Origin of the sequence: Burkholderia sp. BCC0044, assembly GCF_902832955.1 — a bacterium.
Lineage (GTDB): Bacteria > Pseudomonadota > Gammaproteobacteria > Burkholderiales > Burkholderiaceae > Burkholderia.
Genome location: NZ_CADFDO010000004.1, coordinates 889,332 through 913,037, shown reverse-complemented (window position 1 = coordinate 913,037; position 23,706 = coordinate 889,332). Strand labels below are relative to the sequence as shown.

At 69.1% G+C, this 23,706-nt stretch carries 23 protein-coding genes; 15 read left to right on the top strand and 8 right to left on the bottom strand.

Annotated elements, in window-relative coordinates; translation table 11 throughout:
• Positions 1 to 65 precede the first annotated feature (65 nt).
• Both HWX14_RS26890 and HWX14_RS26885 read left to right on the top strand, forming a co-directional pair.
• Positions 66 to 491 carry a DoxX family protein gene (locus HWX14_RS26890; RefSeq protein WP_175885357.1) on the top strand — a complete coding sequence of 142 codons (426 nt, stop codon included), beginning with the start codon at positions 66 to 68 and terminating at the stop codon, positions 489 to 491.
• Between the two features lie 111 nt (positions 492 to 602).
• The gene (locus tag HWX14_RS26885) at positions 603 to 2,090 is read left to right on the top strand and encodes a mechanosensitive ion channel family protein (RefSeq protein WP_175885356.1); all 1,488 of its coding nucleotides are present in this window, start codon (positions 603 to 605) and stop codon (positions 2,088 to 2,090) included.
• 175 nt (positions 2,091 to 2,265) lie between these two features.
• Here HWX14_RS26885 and HWX14_RS26880 read toward each other — a convergent pair whose 3' ends face one another.
• Positions 2,266 to 3,174: a LysR family transcriptional regulator gene (locus HWX14_RS26880; protein WP_175885355.1), complete on the bottom strand. Its 909-nt coding sequence runs from the start codon at positions 3,172 to 3,174 to the stop codon at positions 2,266 to 2,268.
• A gap of 120 nt (positions 3,175 to 3,294) precedes the next feature.
• Between HWX14_RS26880 and HWX14_RS26875 the strand changes: the two genes are divergently transcribed.
• Both HWX14_RS26875 and HWX14_RS26870 read left to right on the top strand, forming a co-directional pair.
• Positions 3,295 to 4,200 carry an AraC family transcriptional regulator gene (locus HWX14_RS26875; RefSeq protein ID WP_175885354.1) on the top strand — a complete coding sequence of 302 codons (906 nt, stop codon included), beginning with the start codon at positions 3,295 to 3,297 and terminating at the stop codon, positions 4,198 to 4,200.
• Positions 4,201 to 4,304: 104 nt separating this feature from the next.
• A complete protein-coding gene (locus HWX14_RS26870) occupies positions 4,305 to 5,468 on the top strand; it encodes an aldose epimerase family protein (protein ID WP_175885353.1) in 1,164 nt (387 codons plus the stop codon).
• Between the two features lie 27 nt (positions 5,469 to 5,495).
• Here HWX14_RS26870 and HWX14_RS26865 read toward each other — a convergent pair whose 3' ends face one another.
• Together HWX14_RS26865 and HWX14_RS26860 are read right to left on the bottom strand one after the other, a co-directional pair.
• Complete coding sequence (locus tag HWX14_RS26865; protein WP_175885352.1) at positions 5,496 to 6,356, bottom strand: PhzF family phenazine biosynthesis protein; 861 nt, start codon at positions 6,354 to 6,356, stop codon at positions 5,496 to 5,498.
• A gap of 16 nt (positions 6,357 to 6,372) precedes the next feature.
• On the bottom strand, positions 6,373 to 7,191 hold the full coding sequence (locus HWX14_RS26860; RefSeq protein WP_175885351.1) for a helix-turn-helix domain-containing protein: 819 nt from the start codon (positions 7,189 to 7,191) through the stop codon (positions 6,373 to 6,375).
• Between the two features lie 132 nt (positions 7,192 to 7,323).
• Between HWX14_RS26860 and HWX14_RS26855 the strand changes: the two genes are divergently transcribed.
• The 3 genes from HWX14_RS26855 to HWX14_RS36805 are packed head-to-tail and all read left to right on the top strand — an operon-like array spanning position 7,324 to position 9,070.
• Positions 7,324 to 7,689: a RidA family protein gene (locus HWX14_RS26855; protein WP_175885350.1), complete on the top strand. Its 366-nt coding sequence runs from the start codon at positions 7,324 to 7,326 to the stop codon at positions 7,687 to 7,689.
• Positions 7,686 to 8,891: an MFS transporter gene (locus HWX14_RS26850; RefSeq protein WP_175885349.1), complete on the top strand. Its 1,206-nt coding sequence runs from the start codon at positions 7,686 to 7,688 to the stop codon at positions 8,889 to 8,891. Before HWX14_RS26855 ends, HWX14_RS26850 begins: the two co-directional genes overlap by 4 nt.
• 47 nt (positions 8,892 to 8,938) lie before the next feature.
• Positions 8,939 to 9,070 carry a hypothetical protein gene (locus HWX14_RS36805; protein WP_279611844.1) on the top strand — a complete coding sequence of 44 codons (132 nt, stop codon included), beginning with the start codon at positions 8,939 to 8,941 and terminating at the stop codon, positions 9,068 to 9,070.
• A gap of 41 nt (positions 9,071 to 9,111) precedes the next feature.
• On the opposite strand, the gene HWX14_RS26840 is transcribed toward HWX14_RS36805, so the two are convergent.
• Positions 9,112 to 10,083 (bottom strand): AraC family transcriptional regulator, encoded by a 972-nt coding sequence (locus tag HWX14_RS26840; protein WP_175885348.1) that lies wholly within the window; start codon positions 10,081 to 10,083, stop codon positions 9,112 to 9,114.
• 94 nt (positions 10,084 to 10,177) lie between these two features.
• Between HWX14_RS26840 and HWX14_RS26835 the strand changes: the two genes are divergently transcribed.
• Positions 10,178 to 11,011, top strand: coding sequence for an oxidoreductase (locus HWX14_RS26835; RefSeq protein ID WP_175885347.1), 834 nt, complete (start codon positions 10,178 to 10,180; stop codon positions 11,009 to 11,011).
• Positions 11,012 to 11,153: 142 nt separating this feature from the next.
• The gene (locus HWX14_RS26830; protein ID WP_175885346.1) at positions 11,154 to 11,990 is read left to right on the top strand and encodes an alpha/beta hydrolase; all 837 of its coding nucleotides are present in this window, start codon (positions 11,154 to 11,156) and stop codon (positions 11,988 to 11,990) included.
• A 119-nt stretch (positions 11,991 to 12,109) separates the two neighbouring features.
• Here HWX14_RS26830 and HWX14_RS26825 read toward each other — a convergent pair whose 3' ends face one another.
• A complete protein-coding gene (locus HWX14_RS26825) occupies positions 12,110 to 12,817 on the bottom strand; it encodes a DUF3142 domain-containing protein (protein WP_175885345.1) in 708 nt (235 codons plus the stop codon).
• Between the two features lie 7 nt (positions 12,818 to 12,824).
• A complete protein-coding gene (locus tag HWX14_RS26820; protein ID WP_175885344.1) occupies positions 12,825 to 14,993 on the bottom strand; it encodes a hypothetical protein in 2,169 nt (722 codons plus the stop codon).
• Between the two features lie 448 nt (positions 14,994 to 15,441).
• Here HWX14_RS26820 and HWX14_RS26815 point away from each other — a divergent pair, with 448 nt between their 5' ends.
• The 3 genes from HWX14_RS26815 (at position 15,442) to HWX14_RS26805 (ending at position 18,525) form a co-directional block, all read left to right on the top strand.
• Entirely contained in the window at positions 15,442 to 16,965 is a 1,524-nt protein-coding gene (locus tag HWX14_RS26815) for a hypothetical protein (RefSeq protein WP_175885343.1), read from the top strand.
• A gap of 32 nt (positions 16,966 to 16,997) precedes the next feature.
• On the top strand, positions 16,998 to 17,324 hold the full coding sequence (locus HWX14_RS26810; RefSeq protein WP_175885342.1) for a hypothetical protein: 327 nt from the start codon (positions 16,998 to 17,000) through the stop codon (positions 17,322 to 17,324).
• Between the two features lie 148 nt (positions 17,325 to 17,472).
• Complete coding sequence (locus tag HWX14_RS26805) at positions 17,473 to 18,525, top strand: AraC family transcriptional regulator (protein WP_175885341.1); 1,053 nt, start codon at positions 17,473 to 17,475, stop codon at positions 18,523 to 18,525.
• A gap of 44 nt (positions 18,526 to 18,569) precedes the next feature.
• Here the strand turns inward: HWX14_RS26805 and HWX14_RS26800 are convergent, their stop codons facing one another.
• Together HWX14_RS26800 and HWX14_RS26795 are read right to left on the bottom strand one after the other, a co-directional pair.
• Positions 18,570 to 19,982, bottom strand: a complete 1,413-nt coding sequence (locus tag HWX14_RS26800; protein ID WP_175885340.1) for a 3-deoxy-D-arabino-heptulosonate 7-phosphate synthase — start codon at positions 19,980 to 19,982, stop codon at positions 18,570 to 18,572.
• 31 nt (positions 19,983 to 20,013) lie between these two features.
• Complete coding sequence (locus tag HWX14_RS26795) at positions 20,014 to 20,775, bottom strand: fumarylacetoacetate hydrolase family protein (RefSeq protein ID WP_175885339.1); 762 nt, start codon at positions 20,773 to 20,775, stop codon at positions 20,014 to 20,016.
• A 304-nt stretch (positions 20,776 to 21,079) separates the two neighbouring features.
• On the opposite strand from HWX14_RS26795, the gene HWX14_RS26790 reads away from it, so the two are divergent.
• The 3 genes from HWX14_RS26790 to HWX14_RS26780 all read left to right on the top strand — a co-directional run bounded on the left by HWX14_RS26790 (position 21,080) and on the right by HWX14_RS26780 (position 23,688).
• Complete coding sequence (locus tag HWX14_RS26790; RefSeq protein ID WP_175885338.1) at positions 21,080 to 21,559, top strand: universal stress protein; 480 nt, start codon at positions 21,080 to 21,082, stop codon at positions 21,557 to 21,559.
• A 13-nt stretch (positions 21,560 to 21,572) separates the two neighbouring features.
• Positions 21,573 to 21,764 carry a DUF2964 family protein gene (locus HWX14_RS26785; RefSeq protein WP_175885337.1) on the top strand — a complete coding sequence of 64 codons (192 nt, stop codon included), beginning with the start codon at positions 21,573 to 21,575 and terminating at the stop codon, positions 21,762 to 21,764.
• Positions 21,765 to 21,951: 187 nt separating this feature from the next.
• Positions 21,952 to 23,688, top strand: coding sequence for a site-specific integrase (locus tag HWX14_RS26780; RefSeq protein WP_175885336.1), 1,737 nt, complete (start codon positions 21,952 to 21,954; stop codon positions 23,686 to 23,688).
• Positions 23,689 to 23,706 lie beyond the last annotated feature (18 nt).

Genomic DNA, 23,706 nt, shown 5'->3' with positions numbered 1-23,706 from the left:
GCCGGCGCGGCGAAACGCCCGGCGTGCGCGCGGCCGCGCATCCCGCCCAACCGACGAAGCGCCGCATGAAACCTGACCCGTCCGACCTTTCCCGCCACGCGACCGACCTCGGCCTGCTGTTCCTGCGTGTCGCCGCCAGCGTGCTGCTGCTCGTGGTGCACGGCTTGCCGAAGATCGTGCATTACACGGCCGAGGCCGCCGCCATCGAGGATCCGTTCCATCTCGGCCGCACGCTGTCGATCCTGTTCGCGATCTTCGCGGAGGTCGTGTGCCCGATCTTCATGATCGTCGGTCTGTTCCCGAGGCTGGCGGCGCTGCCGGTGATGATCGTCACGCTCGTCGCGCTGGTGTTCGTCCACCCGGACTGGCCGCTGCGCGATGCGCAGTTCGCGTGGATGCTGCTGATCCTGTTCGGCACGATCGCGATCGCGGGCGCCGGCCGCTACGTGTTGACGGTGCCGTTGCCGGGCGTCGTGCGTCGGCGTAGCTAGCCGCAACGAGCGCGCCGACGGACCGCACGCCATGGGCCCGACGATTCCGTTCCCGCGGCGACCGACGTGCTGCCGCTTCCCCCTTTTCGCGCGCCGCGCTGGCGATCCGACATGTTGAATTTCTCCGATACGGCGATCTACGGCGCGCCGATCGTGCTCGCCGATCTCGCCGCGTGGCGGCTGTTCGGGCACGATCGCCCCGTGGCGCGCGCCATCCGGCGCTGCGCGGCGTTCGCCGCGCTGAGCGCCGTGCTGTTCGCGACCGGCGTCAGCCCGCTCGCCGTTCCCGCGTCGCTCGGCGGGCTCGACCGGATCGTGGTCCAGGCCGTCTGCATCGCGTGGTGGCTCCAGTGCGCGATCGTGTTCAGCCTGCTGCTCAACCATCTGCTGCTGCCGCGTGCGTGGCACAGCCAGCGGCTCTTTCACGACATCGCCGCGGGCATCGTGTTCGGCGCGGCCGCGGTGGCCGCGCTGGGTTACGTGCTCGGCCTGCCGTTGAGCGGCTTGGTCGCGACCTCAGGCGCGGTCGCGGTGATACTCGGTCTCGCGCTCCAGAACACGCTGAACGACGTGTTCTCCGGGCTCGTGCTGAACACCACGCAACCGTTTCGGCTCGACGATACGGTGTCGATCGGCGAACTCGAAGGGCGGATCGTCGAGAGCAACTGGCGTTCGACGAAGCTGATCGACAACCTCGGCAACCTGGTCGTCGTGCCGAACAGCTCGGCGGCGCGCGCCACCATCGTGAACCTGAGCGAGCCGGCCGGCCTGCACGGCGTCACGCTCGCGCTCGACCTCGATCCCGCGGTGCGGCCGGCCGTCGCCGTCGGCGCGCTGGAGCGGGCCGCGGCGAGTTCGCTCGACGTGCTCGCGCGCCCCGCGCCGATCGCCGTCGTGAAGGCGTTCCGCGCGAACGCGATCCAGTACGAACTCATCTGCTACGTCGACGCGCTGCAGAAGAAGACGACCGTGCGCAATGCGCTCTACGATCTCGCGCATCGGCATCTGGCCGCGGCGGGCGTCGTGTGGCGGCCGCTCGCGGGGCCTGTGCCGGTGGCTGTATCGTCATCGACCTCGCCAGGGCATCCGGTATCGCGCCGGCTGCTGCTGTTGCGCGCGGTCGAACTGTTCGCGCGCGTCGACGACGACGATCTGGCCGTGCTGGCCGATGCGCTGGTATCGCGTTCGTTCGGCAAGGGCGACGTGATCTATGCGTCGAATGCGGAATCGCGCGTGCTGACGATCGTCGAATCGGGCGTCGCGGCGGTGTTCGTGCCGGGCGCGTCCGGCGACGTCGAAGTCCGGCGGATGGCGCCGGGCGATGCGATCGGGCAGTCGGTCGTGCTCGCCGGCACGCGACTTCATGCGACCGTCCACGCGGTGACCGCGATGACCGTGCATCAGCTTCGCAGCGAGGATCTGTCGGCGCTGATCGGCCGGAAGCCGGCGCTCGGCAGGCTGATGTGCGAGTCGCTCACCGAACACATCGCGACCGAGGAAAGGCTGATGATTCCGCCGGTCGAGCAGGCGCACGCGGGGTTCAGCCTGATCGGCTGGCTCGAGAAGGAAATGAAGCGGCTGCACGATTCGCTCGGCTGACGCGCGGCCGGATCGTGAGGGCCGCCGGCGGGAGGGGATGGGCGTGCGCTTTCTGTTGCGGCGCGTGGCGCCGTGCCGGGGCGCAGCATGACGCGCGCGATGCCGGGCCGTCCGCCATCGACGAGGCGGCCGCGCGTGCGGCCGCCGGCGCGTCGGCGGGCCGTGAACGGGCGCGTCAGTCCGGCGTCGTGAAACGCTCGACGAGATCGGGCTGGTCGAGTTGCTCGACCCACCAGTGCAGCGCGCGGCCCGCCTCGTCGCCGCGCCACGCGAGATAGCAGTGCGTGGTGTCGCGCATGCCCGTCACCTGGCGCGCGACGAGCTTGCCGTCGGCGATCGCGCGCGCGGCGATGCATTCCGGCAGCGTGCCGACCGCGAGCCCTTCGCATTGCGCTTCCAGTTTCGCGGCCAGCGTCGGCACCGCGAGATACGGCTGGCCCGCATCGATCGCGACCGACTGCGGCTGCAATTCGCGCGACGTATCGCTGATCACCGCGCCGCGATACTGGACGACCGACGCCATCGCCAGCGGTTCGGGCAGCGCCGCGAGCGGATGGGACGGCGCGACCGCGAACACGTGTTTCAGCGAGCCGATCGGCCGCGCGACGATGCCCGGCAATTCCGGCGGTTCGCCCGCCGCGCCGACGACGAGATCCGCCCGCCGCGAAATCAGCGCATCCCATGCGCCGCCGAGCACTTCGGTCGACAGCCGCAGCCGCGTGTCCATCCCGAGCGCGTAGAACCGGTGCACGTACGGCCACAGCGCGTCGAACGGCAGGATTTCGTCGATACAGACGCGGACTTCCGTTTCCCAGCCCTGTTGCGCGCGCAGTGCCTTCATTTCGAGCTGCTCGGCCGCGCGCAGCAGGCGCCGGCCTTCCTCGACGACGATGCGTCCCGCATGCGTGAGCTTCGCGCGTCGCCCGCTGCGGTCGAACAGCGCCACGCCGAGATCGCTTTCGAGTTTCTGCACGAGATACGTCAGTGCGGACGGGACGCGATGCAGCAGTTCCGCTGCTTCGGCAAAGGTGCCGGTGCGGTCGATCGCGTCCAGCGCTTCGAGCGCTTCGAATGACAGCTTCATCGCGAATTCCGTAGGGAGGGGCTGGCGCATCATACCAGTGCCGGTGCGGCGCGCGCAGCATGCGTCACCGCGATTTGCTAGAGTGGCAGGTACCGTTATTCGCCTTTCCCCCATCGCCCCATGACCGCCGCTCAGCCGGATACCGCATCGTCCGATTTCATGCCGGCCGACGTCAGGCAGACCGTCGTCACGCAAGCGTTGCCGCACGGGCAAATCGGTATCGTCCGACTCCAGAGCTTGCGCAGGAACATGGGGCTGACCGCGCCCTATGAACTCGAGAATACGGATCTCATCGTATTGCAGTTGCGAGCGTTCGGCGAACAGGATCTGTGGCTCGATGGCCGCCCCGCACCGTTCGTCCCGTATGGCGCGGGAACCGTGTCGATCTACGATCTCGACCGTCGCTGGGTGGCCGACCTCAAGGGCGCGTTCGATTGCCTTCATTTCCATCTGCCGCGCCACACGCTCGAGGAAACGGTCGACGACCTCGGCGGCCGGCAGCGGCCGCAGCTTTATCTGCCGCCGCATCTGAGCACCCACGACTCGATCATCCATGCGCTCGGCCAGTCGCTGCTGCCGGCGCTGGCCCGGCCGGGCGAAGCGTCGCAGATCTTCGTCGATCACGTGGGGCTGGCGTTTCAGGCACACGTCGCGCATCGTTACGGCGGCGTCGGCGAACGGCGGGAAAAGTCGGACGGCAAGCTCACGCCGTCGCAGGCGCGCCGCGCGAAGGAGCTGTTGCTCGCGCACCTCGACGGCAACATCGGGCTGGCCGACGTGGCGAGCGCGTGCGGGTTGTCTCGCAGCCATTTCGTCAAGGCGTTTCATCGAACGACCGGGCTGCCGCCGCATCGCTGGCTCATCGTGCAGCGCGTCGAACGCGCGAAGGAATGGATGCGCAATCCGAACGTGCCGTTGAGCATGATCGCCATTGCATGCGGCTTCGCCGATCAGAGCCATTTCTCGCGAACGTTTACGCGGTTGATCGGTGTCACGCCTCGCCGGTGGCGCGCGGACCATACGTGAGCGCCGCGCCTGCGACGGAGGCGAGACGCGCAGCATGGCAAACGCGGTACGTGCAGGCACGCAACTTGCGCGCGAGCACGGGCCGCACCACTTTGGAGATTTTCATGAAACGACGCTGGCCACGACAACCGATGCTCGCGATAGGTGTGTTCGCAACATTCTGGCTGCACGCAGCCATCGCATCGGCGGTGCCCGAGGTTTCGATCAGCCGCGCCGATTACGGGACGACCGCGACCGGGCAGGCGGTGAGCCAGTACACGCTCGCGAACCGGCACGGCGTGACGCTGAAGGTCATCACGTACGGCGGCATCGTGACGGCGCTCGACGTGCCCGACCGCACCGGCCACGTGGCCGACATCGTGCTCGGCTTCGATTCGCTGCGCGACTACGAAGCGCACAACGGCAACATCCATTTCGGCGCGCTGATCGGCCGGTATGCGAACCGCATCGCGGGCGGGCGTTTCGCGCTCGACGGCAAAACGTGGAAGCTGCCGGTCAACGACGGGCCGAACACGCTGCACGGCGGCCCCGACAGTTTCGACGCGAAGGTGTGGAAGGTCACCGGCACCCACAGCGACGCGACCGGTTCGAGCGTCACGCTGCGCTACGTGAGCCCCGACGGCGAGAACGGCTTCCCCGGCACGTTGACGACGGACGTGACCTACACGCTGACCCGCGACGACCAGATCCGCATCGACTACCGCGCGACGACCGACCCGGACACGGTCGTCAACCTGACCAACCACAGCTACTTCAATCTGGCGGGGCAGGCGGGCGGCAGCGTCGAGCGGCAATTGATCGAGATCGCCGCCTCGCGTTTCACGCCGACCGACGACACGTCGATTCCGACCGGGCAACTGGCGAGCGTCGCGGGCACGCCGATGGATCTGCGCCAGTTGACGCCGATCGGCGCGCATTTGCGCGATGCGTATCCGCAACTCGTGATCGCGCATGGCTACGACCAGAACTGGGTGCTCGACCAGGGCGGCCAGTCGGCGCCGGCGTTTGCCGCGCGCGCTTATGACCCGGCGTCCGGGCGTTTTCTCGAACTGTACACGACGCAGCCGGGGCTGCAGTTCTATACGGCCAACGGGTTGAACGGCAGTGTCGCGGGCAAGGGCGGCACGCTGTACCGGCAAACCGATGCGTTCGCGCTGGAAGCCGAGCATTTTCCCGATTCGCCGAATCATCCGGCCTTCCCGTCGACGGCGCTCAAGCCGGGCGAGACGCTGCACGAAGTGACGGTGTGGCGGGTGGGCGCGCGATGAGTGAAGGCGTCGGCGGGCGCGCGCCGATCACACGTTGATCGTGCCGCGTCCGATTTCGATCACGCGCCCGCCGACGCCGATTTCGCCCGCGGCATCGACCGACAAGCGCAGCAGGCAAGGCCGGCCGACGGCTTCGCCTTGCTCGACCCGAAACGCGGCCGGCAGATCGTGACTGGCGGCAAGCAGCCAGCCGCCCAGGTTCGCACAGGCCGAACCGGTGCCGGGATCTTCCGACACGCCGCCGCCTTGCTTCACGAAGAAGTAGCGGGACACGACCGTCCCCGGGCGCGCGGCGTCGAACGCGAATACATAGGCGGTCTTGCGGCCGAGGCTGCTTCGCGGCCAGATGTCGAGGTGCGCGCTGTCGGGCTGCGCGCGCCGCACGGCGGCCGGGTCCTTGAGCGCAACCAGCAACTGGTCGGCACCGGTGTCGACCCACAGCGGCGGTGCGAGCAGGTCGTCCTCCGCGAGCCCGAGCAGCGCCGCGACCTGCGCATCGGGCAACGCGCACGGCGCCGTCTTCGGCATGCCGGCGTGCGGCGCGATGAAGGTCCACACGTCGTCGCGCGCGGTGACGTCGACGACGCCGGCCTTGAATTCGAGCGACGGCGCGTCGCCGGCCTGGAGCAGGTCGCGCACGACGTGCGCGGTGCCGAGCGTCGGATGGCCCGCGAAAGCCATCTCGTAGCCGGGCGTGAAGATGCGCACGCGTGCATGCGCCCGATCGGACGGCAGCACGAAGGTCGTCTCCGACAGGTTGAACTGCACGGCCAGCGCCTGCATGGTCGCGTCGTCCATGCCGCGCGCATCGTCGAACACGCAGAGCGGATTGCCGCCGAACGTCGATTCGGCGAAGACGTTCAGCAGGCGGAAGGTGTATGGGGGCATCGGTATCTCGCGTGGGTCAGCCCTGCTTGTCGAGCGGCGCAAGCATCGTCTGCATGTCGGGATGCTTCAGCACTTTCCGGTATTCCGCCGGACTCATCGCGTCGATCAACACGCGGCCGCTCACGTCGGCCTTGATGTACTCGACCGCGAGCAGCGCGATGACCGGATTGGTCGTCAGCGTCGCGTGATCGGGCGACTGGTCGCCGAATTCCGCCACCACCGCCTCGGTGTTGTCCGCGACCGCGACGGCCAGCCGTCGGCCCGAGAGCCGAAGTCTCGCGCTGGCGCCGCATTTGGCCATGTCGTAGTGGCGCGGGCCGTTGAGCGTGCGATTGCCGTAGATCGCCACGTGCGTATCGACGCCGCGCGCCGCGGCCGCTTCGAGCAGCGGCCCGAGATCGTCGATTTCCTCGTCCCACACGCCCGCGAAGATTTCCGTTTTCGCCTGGTCGATCGCGCGCGCGAATGCGCTGACGATCGCTCCGCGTCCGCTCAACGACCAGACCAGCCCCGGCTCCTGCCGCGCCGGCAGCCGGTCGAGCGCGCCCGCCGCCAGGTCGAGATCCGCGTTGAAGCGCGTGCGCAGTTCTTCCAGCAACGACCGGTGCGGCACGGCTGCATAGCGGACCGGCTCGGAGCGGTTGACGAGCACCGCGCCGCGCGCCTCCAGACGGCCGAGCGTCTCGTAGACCTTCGATGGCGGCATGCCGGCGCGCCGGCCGACTTCCGCACCCGTCAGCGCGGCTTGCCCGACGAGGGCGGCGTACGCCTGCGCCTCGTATTGCGTGAAGCCAAGCCGGATCAATGACGTGATCAGTTCCGCGTTTTCGTTCATGTGATGGACTCGAATTGCCGTGACGCGTGTCACGGGGCGCTTGATTAACTACCGGAGTAGTATAGAATCGATCTCACTTACTACCGAAGTAGTAAGTGAGATTTTCGAACCTTACCGAGGAGGATCATCAAGATGCGTCAACGGATCAGTACCGGCTCCCCGTGGGAGCCCAAGGTGGGCTATTCGCGTGCCGTGGTCGTCGACGACACGATCTACGTGTCGGGGACGGCCGGCAAAGGCGACGACGTGTATGCGCAGACACGCGATGCGTTGGCGACGCTCGGCAAGGTCCTCGCGGACAGCGGATTCGCGCTGTCGGATGTCGTCCAGAGCCGGCTGATGGTCGCGGATTTCGACCATTGGGAGGACGCGGCACGGGCGCACGGCGAGGTATACGGCGATATCCGGCCGGCGTTCTCGCTGGTCCATGCGTTGCCGTTCGTCGATCCCGAGATTCGCGTCGAGGTCGAGGCGATCGCGGTCCGGACCGTCGCATGACGGCCGCCGGCCCGCACGCATTCCTGTCCCGCACCGCGATCGCGATGCTGGCGCTCGCGGCGGGCGTTGCGATCGCCAACGGCTATGCGCTGCAGCCGTCGCTGTCGGCCATTGCCGGCAGCTTCGGCGTGCCGGCCGCGCGGATGGCGACGCTCGCGTCCGTGACGATGCTCGGCTATCTGGCCGGCCTTGCGCTGCTGGTTCCGCTGGTCGACCGGTTCGGTCCGCGCACGCTCATTCCAGCGCAAATGGGCGTGCTCGCGATGGTGCTCGCGTGCGCGTCGCTGTCGTCGACGCCGCTCGCGCTCGACGCCTGCTTCCTGTTGGTGGGGGCGGCCACGACGGTCGCGGCGCAATGCAGCGCGGTCGTCGGAAAGCACGCGGATCCGCATCGGCGCGGCGGGGCGATGGGTGTGGTCTCCGCGGGCATTTCCGCCGGCATCCTGCTGAGCCGTTTCGTTGGCGGTGCGTTGGCGCAATGGTGCGGATGGCGAGGTGCGCTGCTCGCATTGGCCGGTTGCGTGGCGCTGGCGGCCGTCGGCAGTGGCGTACTGTTGCCCGGCGGTGGCCCCGAGCGGCGTTCCGGCCACGCCGCCACGATCGGCGCGATTGCGCGGCTGTTGCGCGACAGCGCCGCATTGAGGCGCCGCACCTGCGCCGGCATGCTGTGGTTCTTCGCGTTCAATCTGGTGTGGGTGGGGCTGGCGATCCGTCTGGCCGCGCCGCCGTACAACCTCGGAGCGGCCGCGATCGGCGCATACAGTCTCGCCGGCGTGCTCGGCCTGGGCGTGACGCGCGTGGCCGGCAAGCTCACGGATCGCTTCGGCGATCGCGCGGTGATCGGCGGCGGGCTCGCTGTGGCGGCGCTTGCCACGTTGCTGCTTGGCGTTGCGCTGGGGCATCCGGGCTGGCTGGGCGTCGGGCTGGCGTTGTTCGATGCCGGTTGTTTCGCCGCGCAGGTCGCGAACCAGGCCCGTGTCGTCGCGATTCAGCCGGCGCGGGCCGGTGCGTTGAACGCCGCGTACCTGACGTCGTATTACGCGGCCGGCGCCGGCGGCGCCGTGGCGGCAGGCATGCTCGTCGAACGGATCGGGTGGGGCGCGATGATGCTCGTCGCGGCCGGTGCGGTGACGGCGGCCGCGTGGATCGGGACATCCCGTGCGACGGTCGGTGCCGCGGGCGAACCGATGTCGGCCGGTTGAGCCGAGGAAATTGTCGTGTTCCCGTTCGCCGCGCTGGTGAATCGGATTTGCCGCGGCAATGCGCGGACGGCGAACGTGCGGGCGGCGGGTATTGGGCCGATCAGCCGCAGGACATCTGGGGCGTGACCGCGTTCATCCTGAAGTCGCTGGCCGGCCTCGCGCTCGACGCCGCGCGATGAACGCGTGCGTCGCGCGCCCGGTTCGGCGCACGTCAATGACGTCAATGCGACGACACGAACACCGCATCGTCGAACGCTTCCGGAATCGCGAAGCTCGCGCGCATGCGCTGCGTTTCCTTCGCCGGCGTCAAGCCGAACAGGCGTTTGAACTCCCGGCTGAACTGTGACGGGCTCGTATAGCCGACCGCGTAGCCGGCCGCCTCCGCCGTCAGGTCCTGGCGCACCATCAATAATCGCGCCTGATGCAGGCGCGTCGACTTCAGGTACTGCATCGGCGACACCTGCGTGATCGCCTTGAAGTGACTGTGAAAGCTCGGCACGCTCATCCCGGCTGCGTCGGCCAGTTGCGGCACGTCGAGCGGCTGCGCGTAATCGGCATGGATCATGCGTAACGACCGCCCGATCCGGCCGAATTGCCCGCGCATCGCCAGTGCGCTGCGCATCGCGTTGCCCTGCGCGCCGGTCAGCACGCGGAAATACAGCTCGCGAAGCAGCGCCGGGCCGAGCACCGCGGCGTCGAGCGGCCGCTGCATCGCGTCGACGAAACGCAGCACCGACGCGTGCATCGCCTCATCCATCGGCGTCGACATCATGCTTTTCGGCGCCTGCACGGTTTCCGCGACGCCGGCGCGATCGATCTGCGCGGCGAGTTCCGCGGCCAGCGTGAAATCGAGGTGCAGGTACAGCGCGAGCAGCGGGCGCTCAGGCGTCGCGTCGGTTTCCATGCTGAACGGGACGGGCACGGAGACGGCCAGGTAATGGTGTTCGTCGTACAGATAGCGCTCGCCGCCGAAGTAGCCGCGCTTCGATCCCTGGCACACGATCACGATGCCGGGGTCGTACAGCACCGGCGTGCGCGACAGCGCGCGGTTCGAGCGCAGGATGCGCACGCTCGGCAGCGCGGTCAGGTTGTAGCCCTCGTCGGGCGCCAGCGCGCGCAGCAGCGTCACCAGGCGCTTGCGCTCGCGCGGCGACGGCGATGGAGATCGGGCAGGGGCGGGTGCGGCGCTCATAGTTTTGTGCAAGAAAATCAGCGGAATCGGGCTTATTCGGTATCGTTCGCCAGACTAGTATGCACGCTTCAATCCACATTCGGGAGAAGCTCACATGGCATCCGGCAACCTCATGCTCATTACCGGCGTCAGCAGCGGGTTCGGTCGCGCGCTGGCCCAGGAGGCGCTGGCCGCCGGTCACACGGTGGTCGGCACGGTGCGCAGCGCGCAGGCGGCGCGCGACTTCGAAGCGCTGTCCGCGCAGGCGGCCGTCGCGCGCGTGCTCGACGTGACCGATTTCGACCGCATCGACGGCGTCGTCGCGGACATCGAGGCGAAGGTCGGGCCCGTCGACGTGCTGGTGAACAACGCGGGTTACGGGCACGAAGGGATCATGGAGGAAGCGCCGCTCGACGAGATGCGCCGGCAGTTCGACGTGAACGTGTTCGGCGCGGTCGCGATGATGAAGGCCGTCGTGCCGTTCATGCGCGAACGCCGGCGCGGCCGCATCCTGAACATCACGTCGATGGGCGGGCACATCACGATGCCGGGCATCGCGTACTACTGCGGCAGCAAGTTCGCGCTGGAGGGCATTTCCGAGGCCCTCGGCAAGGAGCTCGAGCCGTTCGGCATCGCGGTGACGGCCGTGGCGCCGGGTTCGTTCCGCACCGACTGGGCCGGCCGCTCGATGGCGCGCACACCGCGCTCGATCGCCGACTACGACGCGCTGTTCGACCCGATCCGCCGCGCGCGCGAGGAGAAAAGCGGCAAGCAGCTGGGCGACCCCGCGAAGGCCGCGCGGGCGATGCTCGCCGTGATGGCAGCAGACCATCCGCCCGCGCATCTGCTGCTCGGCAGCGACGCGCTGCGGCTCGTGCGCAACAAGCTGGCGGCGCTGGACGACGAAATCCGCGCGTGGGAAGCCGTGACGGTGTCGACGGACGGCTGACGGCTGACGCGGGCGGCGTCGTTCGTTTCCTGCCGGTGGACGATCGGCCATCGCATTGCACGATGGCGTCGTGGTTTCACAATAAAGCCGATAATGGCAGCGGCCCGTTCGCCACGTCCATCCACCTCACAGGAGCACCGCGATGCCATACGTCACCACGAAGGACAACGTCGAGATTTTCTACAAGGATTGGGGCCCGAAAGACGCGCAGCCCATCGTGTTCCACCACGGCTGGCCGCTGTCCAGCGACGACTGGGATGCGCAACTGCTGTTCTTCGTCCAGCATGGCTATCGCGTGGTCGCGCACGACCGCCGCGGCCATGGCCGCTCGGCGCAGGTCTGGGACGGCCACGACATGGATCATTACGCCGCCGACGCATTCGCGGTCGTCGAAGCGCTCGACCTGCGCAATGCGGTGCATATCGGTCACTCGACGGGCGGCGGCGAAGTGGCGCGCTACGTCGCGAAGCACGGCGAGCCGGCCGGCCGCGTCGCGAAGGCCGTGCTCGTCAGCGCGGTGCCGCCGCTGATGGTGAAAACCGATTCGAACCCCGAAGGCTTGCCGCTCGAGGTGTTCGACGGTTTCCGCAAGGCGCTCGCCGACAATCGCGCGCAGTTCTTCCTCGACGTGCCGAGCGGCCCGTTCTACGGGTTCAACCGCGAAGGCGCGACCGTGCATCAGGGCGTGATCCGCAACTGGTGGCGGCAGGGGATGGAAGGCAGCGCGAAGGCGCATTACGACGGCATCAAGGCGTTTTCGGAAACGGACCAGACCGAGGACCTGAAGTCGATCTCCGTCTCGACGCTCGTGCTGCATGGCGAGGACGACCAGATCGTGCCGATCGCGGATGCCGCGCTGAAGTCGATCAAGCTGCTGAAGAACGGCACGCTGAAGACGTATCCCGGCTATTCGCACGGGATGCTGACGGTCAACGCGGACGTGCTCAACGCCGACCTGCTCGCGTTCGTGCGGGCGTAATGATGGCGGCGCCGGCCCGCTGCGGCGGGCGGCGCCGTTGAAGGCAGCGATCCGGCAGCGGCGATGGCTGCGGTTGCCGGGTCGTCCTCGCCGTGTTTTCGCCCGCCAACCGCTACCCGTTACTCGTTGCGCAGGAACACGACATAACCGCGGAACCACGGATTCGATGCGAGATACGGCGGCGCATCCCACTCGCCGCCCTGGATCACGCCGATCCGGAACGGCAGTTGCAGCCGCGCGACGCGCGGCAGGTACGTCGCATAGTCGGGAATCGTGCGGCGCCCCTGATAGGTCTGCACGACCACTTCGTCGACGATCCCCTTGAGCTGGTTGACCTGGTCGGTATCGATGCGGCTGCTCCAGTCGAGCAACCCTGTAATGCTCAGCCGGCAATCGGCGGGCAACGTCTCGCGCAGCGTTTGCAGGAACGCGAGGTAATCCTGCAGATGGCGCGTACCGGCATCGAAGTCGATCTGGATGCCGGCGATCGTGCGGCCCGACGCACGCCAGCGAGCGAGTTGCGCGAGCATGATCTGCGTGACGCGCGGCGTCCAGCGCAGCGTATGCGCACGATAGACGAGCCACACGCGCGCGTCGGGCGCGGGCGGCAGCGCGACGCCCTGCGCGATCACGCGCACCTGCGACTCGTCCCGCGGCGACGCCTCGATCTGCCCTTGCAGCACATAGACGACGCGCGCGCCGCGCACGACCGCCTGCGGCTTCACGCCCGCCCATAGCCAGAACGCGTCGTACCGCGCGGCGTCGACGGTGCCGGCCAGCGCGACGCGCGCGGCCAGCAGCAGCGCGACGCACGCGATGCGCTTCATATGGCGCTTACCAGTAGTAGCGAAGCTTCTGCGCCCACGGGCTGCCCGGATAGGCGGTCTTCAGCGTATCGAACCAGCGCTTGCGCGTGCTCTTCGGCACCTCCTTGCCGCCGCATTCGTTGGAGCCGCCCGGCGCGTAGCACTTGATCGCGCGGTAGAACGCGTATGCGCGGTCGTTCGGGTTCGCCTGCGTATCGGCCATCACGGTCACGTAGCTCGACATCCGCTCGTACGGCGCGCCCGCGAACTGCGACGGCGCCGCGCCGAGCGTCGGCGGCACGCGCGTGGCGGCCGCGTTCGACGCGCTGCGGACCCACGGCGGCACCGGATCGGTTTCGAGGCCGGACGCGGGCGGATGCAGCCGCACGAAATCGGCGAGGCAGTTCAGTCCTTTCGGATCGGCCGGATTCTGCTGCAGCGTCGCGGCGATGTCGTGCGCCGACAGGCACGCGTAGCCGTCTTCGTTTTTCGTGCCGGCGGCGATGAACGGTTTCAACGGAGCGGCGGGCGCGCCGGGCACCAGCGCGGTATCGGCGATGAAATCCGCGTAGTGCGAGCGCGTGAGCTCCTTGTACAGCAGCGTGTACAGCGCGGTGTCGCGCAGCGCGCCGCTCGTCGCCTGATTCTGCGCCTGCGCGCGCAGCAGGTCGGCATTGGCCGCGCGCTGCAGCAGCACCGCGCGGATCGCGGCGTTCTGCACGAGCGAATCGTCGGCGAACGCGTCGTTGACGAGCCCGGCCTGCTCCAGGTTGATCGCGAGCGCGAGCTCCAGCATTTCGCGCTGGAAGCGGAACGTCGCGAGCGGGATCAGGTCGCGCCACAGCTGGCGCGCCTTGTCGTTCTGGCCGCTGTCCTCCAGCGCGAACCCGCGCAGCGCCTGCTGGCTGAGGCCGAAGTAGTCGAGCGGCGCGGCGGGCGTTTGCGGCAGCAGGTCGAGGGCGGCGTCCGGCTTGTGCCCGATCTGCACGTACCAGGTTGCAAGCAGGTAGTCGTAGAGCGCGGGCGCGTTCGCGAAGCGCGGCTTCTGCGCCTGCAGTTCGTCGAGCGTCATCGGCTTGCGGCTCGCATCGCTGCTGTCCGACGCGCGCATGCGCAGCAGGTCGACGGTGGCGAGCACGGTCGGCGACTGGATCTGGCTTGCATCGAATGCCGAGCCGAACAGCAGCTTGCTGTCGAGTTCGTTCGCCAGTTGCATCAGCGGCACGTTCGACGTGGCCGGCGACCAGCGCGCGAGCGCATGGCCGTACAGGTCGGCCTGCTGCGTGACGTTCCCGCCGAGCCACGCGACCCGTCGCAGCAGCCCGTTCGCGGACACCGCATAGCGCCCCTTCGGATACACCTTCAGGTAGGTCTGGAACACCGTGTTCGCCGCGTCGAGCGACACCTTCGTCACGCGCGCGCGCGTCGGCGTCGGGTTGTCGTTGTCGAATACGTTGGCTTGCGCGGCGTTCAACTGCGCGCGCCCGGCCATGTAGAGGCCGGTTTCCTTCAGCCACGGGTCCGCGCTGTGCGAGGCGTTCGCGAACGCGCGGGTCGCGGTGAGGAAGTCGGCGCGGTAGAACGCGTTCGTGCCGTCGAGGTACGCGGCGAACTGCTGGCCGAGCGGCGACTTGACCGGCGGCTTCGTCCACGCGGCGCTCGCGCCGCCCGCCGCGCAGGTCTTCTGCGCGATGTCGGCGCGCGCCGCGCGCAGGCGCGTAGCTTCGTCGGCGGGCAGGCCGCCGGCGCCGCCCAGTGCAGCGTTGAACGCGTCCGCGCCCGCGCTCATGCTGCGGCAGATGCTGCCTTCGCCGTCCGCGTACCGGTTCGACGACGCATCGGCGTCCGCCGCGCCGCCGGTCTTGTCGGGCTCCTTCTGGCCGATGTAGATCCATCCGGAGAAGTCCATCGGGAACGGCACGACGATCTGGTTGATCCGCTCTTTCGCCGGGATGGCCTTCGGGTCCGGAAACACCTGCGCGACCTTGGCGCTGTCGACCATCATCAGCATCGCGTTGATGCGCGTGTCGTTGGCGGGCGTCAGCATCGGTACGTTGCCGCACGAGTATGAAGTCTGCCGGAGCGTGTTCGGCACGTAGCAGCTGTCGTCCCCGCTGGCGCGGGCGGCGGGTATCCACAGCAGGCTGGCCGCCAGCGCGGCGAACAGGGTTCGGTTCAGCGTCGGGTTTCTTCGCATTTTTCTTGTGCCGGGTTGGGGCCGCGACGGCCGGTTCTCTCAGGGGGCGTTTTGCTCCGGCGCGTATCGTACCTCACGGGGCGTGACAGCCGGCGGTGCGCGGCGCCGCGAGCCGCGCCGGGGGCCGGCCCCGTGAAATGGAAATCCACTCAGTGTGGACGCAACGCCACCTTGAATCCGGATCGCTTGAATTAAGATGCAGCCGGCGGTGGCGGACGTCCGACGATAGACGACCTGACGGGTCCGCGCTGCCCGACGGGGGAGGTCTGCCGAAAGCGGCGTTCGCGTCGATCTGCGCGACGGAATCGATCATGAGAGGGATGCGAACGGATGCCGGTTTCCATGCCTGTTCAATAGCATTGCTTAGCAATTTAAAGGGCGACACGATACGTCGTATCGGCCAACGGCAGACGAGAGTGCGCCGGAAAATGACAACAAGAGGATTCCGATGAAACCCATTACATGGATGGTCATGGCCGCCGCGCTCGCGCTGACCGCATGCGGCGGCGACGATGTCGCGACGAACGGTGGCGCGTCGTCATCGTCGTCGACGCCGACGAATCCCGGTTCGCCGTCCGGCTCGACGTCGCCCGGCGGTGGTTCGAGCGGCGGGTCGAACGGCAGCCCGACCGGCGGCGGCGCCACCCAGCCGCAGGCCGGCTGGTCGACGGCCGCCGCGGTGGACGGCAAGGGGCCGGAGGGCGCCCCGAGCGTGACGATCGACGCGAGCGGCAATGCGCTCGCCACGTGGATGACCAACGGCTCGACCGGCGCGAACGGCAACGAGATGTGGGGTGCGCGCTATGCCGCGGGCGCCGGCTGGGGAACCGCGACGCGGCTCGACACGGGCGACGGCTCGCATTCGATGAACACGACGAGCTCGAGCCCGTCGCGCGTGGTCGGCAACGCGAGCGGGCAGGCCGTCGCGTTCTGGACCGAATGGATGCCGGGCCCGAACACGTATGCGCTGTGGGCGCGGCCGTACACCCCGGCCGGCGGATGGGGCACGCCGTTCGAAGTGGCGCCGGACGTGACGGGCTCGACCTATACGGCCGGGATCGACGGCCAGGGCAACACGCTCGTCGCGTGGACCCAGTCGATCAGCCTGCTCGATACGCGTATCGCATGGACGCGCTACACGCAGGCCGGCCAGTGGTCGCCGACGGCGCTGATCCAGATGCCGGTGCAGAGCGGGCCGGGCGCGGTGACCGGCGACACCGACAACGTCGGGCCGATGATCTCGGTCCTGTCGTCCGGCCGCGCCGTGCTCGCGTGGCGGCAGACCAACCATACGCACTCGGCGTTGTGGACGGCCACGTACGACGCGACCAGCGGCTGGACCGACGTCAATCAGGCCGTATCGAACACGAGCCTGTTCACGACGATCATCTCGCCGGTGGCCGGCATGGACGCGAAGGGCAACATCACGCTGCTCTGGGGGCAGCTCGACGTGACGGGCGGGCACATCACTACCACGACGATGTCGCAACGCTATGTGTCCGGCACCGGGTGGCAGCCGTCGCAACCCGTCGCGCCCGCGATCGTGGAGCCGACCGGTTTCATCGCGACGCCGATGCTGGCCGTCAACGAAAACGGCGTGGCCGCTGCGATGTGGGCGGAAGGCGGCGCGGCGCTGCAGGTGAGCGTGTCCGATGCCAGCGGCAACTGGGGGCCGTTGCAGCGGCTGACGGAACACCTGAACGGCGCGGCAATCCAGTACCCGCCGCTCGTGGTCGACGCGGGAGGCGACGTGACGGCTGCGTGGCAGGACACGGGCTTGCCGGGCGGCTCGGCCGTGATCGCCGCCAGTTACCGGAAGGGCGCGTGGAGCGCGTCGACGGTGGCACCGCAGAGCGCGTCGTGGCCCGCGCTGGCCGTCAACGCGACGGGGGCGATGGCGCTGCTCTGGCAATCGTACGTCGCGACGATCGGCAGCCAGATCCAGGCCAGCTTTTATACGCCGGGCACGTAAGCGCCTCGCATTGGGGAAATGAAGGAGAAACCATGAAGCAGACCTTGTATTGCACCGCCCGGACCGGGCTAGCCGTCACCGTCGCCGGCCTCGTGCTCGCCGCGTGCGGCTCGACGCAGATGAACATGGTCGACGTGCAGACGTCGACCGCGAAGACGCTCGGGCTCGCGTCGTCGGACGAGATCACGATCGCCAACGTCCAGTACGGGAAGAAGGACGGGCTGGGCGGCCAGAAGGTGAGTTACGACGCGACGACCGGCAGGGGGCGGCGTTTCGGCTGTACGGTGTTCATGATTCCGGGGCTCACGCCGATCGATCGGCCGACGTACAACAACTGGGAATGCCATCCGCAACGCTGATGGCCGTGATGACGACCACGCCCGCCGCCGGGCGTCGGTCGATCGCTTTGGAGGGACGATGCATCGCGCGGGCCTTGCGCCCGCGCAATTTGGTCCGATAATCGACGAACCGATTCTTCCTGTCCGCCGGTTCGATAAAAAAACTGTCATGGATCAAGCTGCTTTTGTCCCTGTTTTCACGTTCCGCACGATCGACTACCCCGAGCCGGACCGGTTCCACGTCTGGGTCAAGGACATGCTGTGCGACTACCGGCTCGACGACGACGGCGGCCACGGCCCGTGCGACGCGGAAGCCAGCGGCGCGGCGCTCGGCCCGCTGATCTTGTCGGGCCGGCACTGGCACTCGCGCGCGCCGATCTATACGGTCCGCCGAACGCCGCGAAGGATCCGGCTCGACGGGCAGGATTCGATCCGCTTCACGCTGCTGCTCGGCGGTCGGGTCGCGAGCCATACCGGCGGGCCCGAGTTGATCAAGGGCGCGGGCGAGCTGTTCGTCTACGACGTCGCGCAGATCAACGACAGCAAGGTCGAGGCAGGCGACGTGATCAGCCTCGTCGTGCCCCGCTACCTGCTGCCGGCCCATGCGGCACAGGCGCACGGCCAGACGCTGACGAGCGGCGTGAGCCGGCTGGTCGCCGACCAGATGCTGTCGCTGTTCCGGAACCTGCCGAACCTGCGCATGCAGGACGTGCCGAGCATCGTTCAATCGATGCTGTTGCTGCTGGCCGCGGCGGTGTCGCCGACCGCGCAGGCGTTGAACGATGCGCGCGGCCCGATCGAGCATGCGCTGGTCGACCGCGTGCGTCGCTACATCGACGTGCATCTGCTGGAGCCGGACCTCACGCCCGAACGGATCTGCCGCGACATCGGCGTGTCGCGGGCGCGGCTCTATCAGTTGTTCAAGGAGGAGGGCGGCGTGATGCGGCAGATCACGCGGCGGCGCTTGCGTCACGCATATCACGTGCTCGGCGATCCGCAGCGCCGGCATCAGCGCATCGCGGAAATCGCGTGGGCGCACGGCTTTCCCGACGAGAAGTATTTCCACCGGCTGTTCAAGGCGGAATTCGGCCACACGCCGAAGGAGACGCTCGAGTGCGCGGCCGCGCCGATCCTGCTGCCGTGCGATGCGGCCGATGCGCGCTGGGGCGACGGCGGCCGGCTGGCGGGATGGACGCTGCCGTTCGGGGTGCTCACCAACTGAGCGGGCCGCGCGTGAGCATCGCGCGGTGAACGCGCGCTAGAGCATCACGCACAGACGCTGCTGGCGATGCCTCCGTCGTCCATCTCGTCGAGCGCCGCGCGCAAGTCGTCGATGGCGACCATCAGCTCGCGCACCTGCCGCAACGACGGGTACTGATGCAGCACGGCTTGCCATTGCGGCAGGGTCAGCAGCGCATGCCAGATGACGCCGAGGCCGTCCGGATCGGCGTCCGGCCGTTGCGCGAGCGCGCTCGCGTATTCGAGGCTCGCCTGCGCGGACAGCAACTGCATCCGGCTCGCGGCGCCCAGCAGGCGCGGCGTCGTGTCCGCGGACGCATCGCAGCAATACAGCACTTCGCGCGGCAGCGCCGCTTCGTCGGTCGTCAATGCGTGCAGCGATGCGCCATGCACGCGCACCGTGCCCTGGTGCGTCTCGAACGCATAGACCGTGTCGGGCGCCGCCTGCGCGAGCAGGGTCAGGCCGCGCAGCAGGCGCGGCAGATCGGTCGTCGCGGCATCCGCGGATGCCTTCGCTTCGACGAGGAATCGCACGTTCCATGCGGAAGCTGAGTCGTTGCCGCGCGCGCGTTCGAGCAGAATCGCATCCCATTCGGTTTTCGCGCGGTCGTGCCGGCCCGGGATCGACGACGGCACGCGCATCGACGTGACCACGCGGTAGGTGCGCTGCTCGTCCACCGCGTCGAGCTTGCGCGCCAGCGCGTCGAGCGCCTGTGCCGCCAGCGCTTCGACGGCCGCGCCGCGCCGCTGCGACGCGGCGCCCTGCGCGACGGCGACCGTGCTGCCGACCAGCGGACCCTGGCGGACCCATAGCGCGCGGTAGCGACGGACGTCCTCGTCCGAGGCCAGTGCGTCGAGTCGCAGCAAGCGTTCGAGCGCGGGGCTGTCCTTCAGTTTGACGATGTCCTGCTCGAACGCTGCGTCGGCGGCCATGTCGGGCAGCGCGAGCAGTTGCGTGAGCGCCGCGTGCAATTCGGCCCACGCCGCCGCGGTCGCGGCCGCATGCAGGCGCGCGAGGCCGTCGCGCTGCCATGCCTGGGCGCTGCGTTCGAGCTTGGCCGGGTGCGCGATCGCATTGACGGCCGAGTGGAGCGCGCGCCGGTCCTGCTCGGCGTGCGCGGACAGCGACGCGTATTCGCGCACGTTCGGCGCATCGTGACGCAGCACCGATGCCTGGAACGACGGATCGCCGGATGACGGGTCCATCGCGTCGCGGATCATCCGCGCGAGCGCATCGATGAAGCGCTGCCGCAAGTCCGCGCCGGGCGCGCGGCCGTCCGCCCGCATCCGGCGCGCTTCCTCGATCACGATCGCCAGCGCGGTGGCCGGGTTCGTCGCGTCGGTCAGCGCCGACGCGCGTTCGAGCGGCGGCAGCCGGTAACGGCGCGCGACGGTGCGCAGGGTGGCGTCGAGCAGGGCGGGAAGCGGTGTCAGCGACATGGCGGTCCGGGCGTGAAAGAGACCTGACCCGTCACGCGGTCAACGTCACCGACAGGCTGCCGAGCTCGCCGAAGCGCACCGTCAGCACATCGCCGAGCGGCACCTCGATCGCGCCCGCGTACGAGCCGGTCGTCACGATCTGGCCGGCGCGCACCGCATCGCCGCGCGACGCGAGGTAATTGACGAGCCATACCAGTGGCTTCAGCGGATCGCCATCCGGATGAATGCCGTCGATCGTGCGGTTCAGCGCGCCTTCGAACGACAGCGCGAGCGTCGCGAGCGGCACGTTCAACCCGTCGGGCACGACCGGGCCGACGCACAGCCCCTGGTTGAATTGCCCGTCGGCGAGCAGCTCGAACTTCGACGCGCGCGCCGGCTCCGCATAACGGCAGCCGAGTATCTCGAGCACGATGCGCACTTCCCGGATCGCCGCGCGCACGTCGCCTTCGTCGTACGGCTGCTCGCGCGCCGGCAGGTCGCGATCGAGCACGAATGCGATTTCCGGTTCGATCCGCACGATCGGCCCGCCGACGACGCGGTACGGCGCATCGGCTTCGCGGATCGTCGACGCGAAGATCGGCGCGAGGATCACGCGATCGGGCGGCGGCAGCGCGCATTTCCATCCGCCGACGGGTTCGCCGAGCAGGTCGGCCACGCGCTGCTGGATCGCGAGCGCGGTGTCGATGTCGTCGGGACGCAGTGCATCGGGCAGCAGCGGGCCGGGCGAGCCGGCATGGCGGGCGGCGACGAGATGCTGGGCGGCGCCGTCCACGCGTTCGGTAGTCGTTGTCATGTCGGTTGAGCGAGTTGAAAGTGGGGCCGGCAAAAAAGGGCCGGACGAAAGTCGCACGTTCGATGATAGCGCCTTCGGCGCGATGCGCGCTCGAAAGGGCATCGGCGCATGCATTGCCGGGCCGGTTCGCGGCGTTGCCCAAATACAAGCCTCCCGCTTCCCGTCGCGCCGTTTTGCCGCATGCGCGGGCGCCGCCGGGCTTGACCGCCGTCAATGTTCGAACCCGCTGTCGGCCGATGATGGAGACAGGGCTGCACGCAACAGCGCGCGCGGCCATGCAAAAACTCACCCCAGCGAGGTTCGCATGTACGAGAAGATCATGGTGGCCGTCGACGGCAGCGCTTCGTCGAAACAGGCGCTTGCCGAAGCCGTGAAGGTGGCGCTGGCGGGCGATACGCACGTCACCGCCGTGTATGTGGTCGACAAGTCGGCGCTGTTCACGTATGCGGGCCGTCTCGATCCGCACGCGCTCGTCGAGGAAATCCGCGACGACGGGCGCAAGGTGCTGCGCGAAGCGGAACAGATCATCGCGCTGGCCGGCGCGAACGGCGAAGCGGAACTGATCGAGACCGAGAGCATCGGCGAGGACGTCGCGGAGCGCCTGCAACGCTACGTGAAGGAACACGGGATCGATCTCGCGGTGGTCGGCACGCATGGGCGGCGCGGCATCCGGCGCGTGCTGCTCGGCAGCGTCGCAGAGCGTTTCGTGCGCGGCTCGAAGTGCCCGGTGCTGCTGATTCGCGGCGACGACGCCGACGAGTCGGCCGCCGCCGCCGCGGCATGACGCGGCGCGCGCGATGATACGCCGCCAGTACCGGATCGTCGTCGCGGCGATCGCCGTGTTCGTGTCGCTCGCCGGGATGATGGCCGTCGTGACGGGCCTGCTGTTCGATGCCGCGACGGCATTGCGCGGCGGCGCCATCGCGTTGATCGTCGGCGTCGCCGGCTTCGTCGTGATGCTGAACCCGGGGCCGAAAGACGAGGCGTGACGCGCCCGGGGGAGGTGGCGGCGCACGTCCTGCCCCGGTTTCGCGACGACCGGCGACAGCCGTTGCCCCGCCGTGATGTCGCGTGGTCGCGTGTCGTCGCCGGTGCGTTCGTGCCGTCCCTGCCGGCCTGAATCATCAGCGGCTTCAACGTTGCCGCCCGCTCGGCGCTTCTGTCAAACTGGCGCCCATGAAACCGCGCCTCGCTTCACCGCTTCCCCCCGATTCCGCACCTGCGCCCGCAGGCTTTCCCGACGCCGACGAACTGGCCGCACTGCGCGCATGGTACGCGGGCATGACCGTGCGCCAGGCCGTCGAGCGCTACCTGCCCGACCGGCTCGGCGACGGGCGGTCGGCGCGTGGCGTGATCGGCGCGATTCGCCGTCGCCTCGTGCGTGTCGCGCGACAGGTCGGCCGCCCCGATCTCGCGGACCGGCTCGGCCACGCGGACGGTGAGCGTCTACGGGAGGCGAAAGCGGCCACCGACGCGATCGGCCAGTTGCGCCATGCGCGTGCGCCGGGCCCGCAAATCAGCGACGACGTCGGCCTGTGGCTGCCGGCGCGCGCGGTCGTGGCACTGCGTGCGCACGGGATCGCGACGCTCGCCGACCTGACGGTGCGGATTCCGCGCCGGCGCCAGTGGTGGCGTGCGATCGCGGGCCTCGGCATGGCCAGCGCGCGGCGCATCGAGGCGTTCTTCGCCGCGCATCCGGACCTGACTGAGCGGGCGCGCGCGCTGATCGCCGCGACGCCGCGCGGCAGCATCGTGCCGTGGGAGCACCTGAAGCTGCCGCACGAAGTCGACGGCTCGGCCGGCACGTTCCGCGCGCCGCGCGCGACCCGCACGCTCGATGCGGACAACGATTACGCGGCCGTGCACGCGTGGCTGTCGCTGCACGAAGCGGCCGCGACGCGGCGCGCGTACCGGAAAGAGGCCGAGCGGCTGATCCTGTGGGCGATCGTCGAGCGCGGCCGCGCGCTGTCGTCGCTGACGACCGAGGACGCGCTCGCGTATCGCGCGTTCATCCGCCGCCCGACGCCGCACGAACGCTGGGTCGGGCCCGTGCGGCCGCGCGGCGCGCCCGACTGGCGGCCGTTTTCCGGTGCGTTGTCCGCGCGGTCGGCGGCGTACACGCTGTCGGTGCTCGGCGCGCTGTTCCGCTGGCTGATCGAGCAGCGCTACCTGCTCGCGAATCCGTTCGCGGGCGTGAAGGTGCGCGACACGCGCGGCGTGACCGCGCTCGATACGTCGCATGCGTTCACCGAAGGCGAGTGGCTGCTGGTCCGCACGATCGCCGACGGGCTCGAGTTCGGCAAGCGCACGGCCGACGGTGCGCCGCAGTCGGGCTGGACGCCGGCCGCCGCGCAACGGCTGCGCTTCATCCTCGATTTCGGTTATGCGACGGGGCTGCGCGCGAGCGAACTGGTCGGCGCGACGCTCGGCGACATCGAGACGGACGCGCACGGCGACGCGTGGCTGAAGGTGATCGGCAAGGGCAGCAAGGCCGCTCGCGTCGCGCTGCCGCCGCTCGCGCGCACGGCGCTCGATCGCTATCTGGTCGCGCGCCGGCTGCCGGTCACGCCGGCGCGCTGGCGGCCCGATACGCCGCTGATTCCGAGCCTCGCGGAAGACGACGCGGCCGCGATCACGAGCGTGCGGCTGTGGAAGGTGATGCAGCGTTTCTTCGCGCAGACGGCCGATGCCGTCGAAGCCGACCACCCGGCGCTCGCGCACAAGCTGCGCCAGGCGAGCCCGCACTGGATGCGCCATACGCATGCGACGCACGCGCTGGCGCGCGGCGCGGAGCTGACGACGGTGCGCGACAACCTGCGGCATGCGTCGATCTCGACGACGTCGATCTACCTGCATGGCGACGACGTGAAGCGGGCGCGGCAGATGTCGAGCGCGTTCGGTATCGACAAATGAGTGGAACGGCGCGGCATC